4 protein-coding genes are annotated in these 1,618 nt (G+C 40.9%); all 4 read left to right on the top strand.

The annotated features are described in order from the left end of the window. The coding region (locus BUB66_RS12840; RefSeq protein ID WP_143156287.1) for an acyl-CoA mutase large subunit family protein at nt 1-111 on the top strand (111 nt) is incomplete at its 5' end. Nucleotides 112-126: 15 nt separating this feature from the next. Next, nucleotides 127-528 carry a cobalamin B12-binding domain-containing protein gene (locus BUB66_RS11765; protein WP_073258730.1) on the top strand — a complete coding sequence of 134 codons (402 nt, stop codon included), beginning with the start codon at nt 127-129 and terminating at the stop codon, nt 526-528. Nucleotides 529-544: 16 nt separating this feature from the next. Next, a complete protein-coding gene (gene meaB, locus BUB66_RS11760; RefSeq protein WP_073258728.1) occupies nt 545-1,483 on the top strand; it encodes a methylmalonyl Co-A mutase-associated GTPase MeaB in 939 nt (312 codons plus the stop codon). 7 nt (nt 1,484-1,490) lie between these two features. After that, nucleotides 1,491-1,618: VOC family protein (locus BUB66_RS11755; protein WP_188092906.1), on the top strand; the 128-nt coding region annotated here is incomplete at its 3' end.

Here is a 1,618-nt window from a genome sequence, read left to right as displayed (position 1 = left end):
AATCTAATGCCGACAATTATTACCTGCGTAAAAACGTATGCGACGTTGGGCGAGATTTGTGACACTCTGCGCCGAGTATTCGGCGAATACAAAGCCACAGTGAGTTTTTAGAGGGGGTGAATAAAGATGCAGTGTGAACGGACTATAAGAGTTTTAATAGCAAAGCCCGGATTAGATGGCCATGACAGGGGAGCAAAAGTAATCGCACGAGCCTTACGCGACGCAGGCATGGAAGTTATTTACACTGGGCTGCGCCAAACTCCCGAACAGATTGTGGAAGCAGCTATACAGGAAGATGTAGATGTAATAGGCCTTTCTATACTATCTGGTGCTCACAACGTACTTTTCCCAAGGATAATGGAACTTTTGAAGGAAAAGGGAATCGACGATATACTTGTAATCGGCGGCGGAGTAATACCCCACGATGATATTCCTTTCCTTAAAAAATGCGGTATCGCCGAAGTATTCACCCCTGGCACTCCTATTTCTCAAATAATAGAATTCATAAAAAACAACGTAAAGAAATAAGTTAGGGGTGTGAAATTTGGAGTTAGTAGATGGAATACTTAAAAAAGACAAAAGAGCTGCGGCAAGGCTTATAACTCTTATAGAAAGAGAAGACCCAACAGCTACAGATGCTCTCAAAAAACTTTACAAGTACACGGGAAATTCTATCGTTATAGGTATAACAGGGCCTCCGGGAGCGGGGAAAAGCAGTTTAGTAAATGAACTTGCCAAAAAAATGAGAGAAAAGGGAAAAACGGTGGGGATTATAGCCGTAGACCCCACCAGCCCTTTTACAGGCGGCGCACTACTCGGAGATCGAATAAGGATGCAGGAATTAACCCTTGACCCGGGTATTTTTATAAGAAGCATGGCAAGTCGAGGTTCCCTTGGAGGCATAGCAAAAGCAACTTACGACGCTGTTAATGTCCTTGAGGCTTTTGGCATGGATTACATAATCATCGAAACAGTCGGAGTAGGGCAAACGGAAATAGACATAGTAAAAGTAGCTGATATGGTGGTAGTGGTTCTTGTACCGGGGTTTGGCGATGACGTGCAGGCTATAAAGGCCGGGATAATGGAAATCGCCGATATATTCGCTGTAAACAAATCTGACCGCGAAGGCGCTGACAAACTTGTTACCGAAATTGAAATGATGTTGGACCTCTCCCAAAATGAATTAGATTTAAGACCTCCGATAGTAAAAACCGTTGCTACCTCTGGCATAGGCATAGATGAACTGGAAGCAAAAATAAGCGAACACTTAAGTTATATCCAAAATAAAGGTGTTCTGGAGCAAAAAAGGAAGGAAAAAACCCGGGAAAAATTCATGGAGCTAATAAAATTTCACATCAGTAAAATAATATTTCAAGAAAAAGGGAATATTATAGAAAATTTGCTAAAGGATATATCAAATAAAGTAACCGATCCTTACACAGCTTTGGAAAAACTTTTACAATGTATTTTAAAGGGGGAATAGTAAATATATGAAAACCTTGAAAATCGATCACATTGGTATTGCCGTGAAAAGTATAGAAGAAGCATCGAAAATATACACCGAACTTTTAGGGCTTGAAATGCACGGCATAGAAGAAGTAAAGGAGCAGAAAGTAAA

The sequence above is a fragment of the Caldanaerovirga acetigignens genome (assembly GCF_900142995.1).
GTDB classification, from domain to species: Bacteria; Bacillota; Thermosediminibacteria; order Thermosediminibacterales; family Thermosediminibacteraceae; genus Fervidicola; species Fervidicola acetigignens.
The sequence above is the reverse complement of the archived record's forward strand: the minus strand, read 5'-3'. Positions and strand labels throughout refer to the sequence as shown.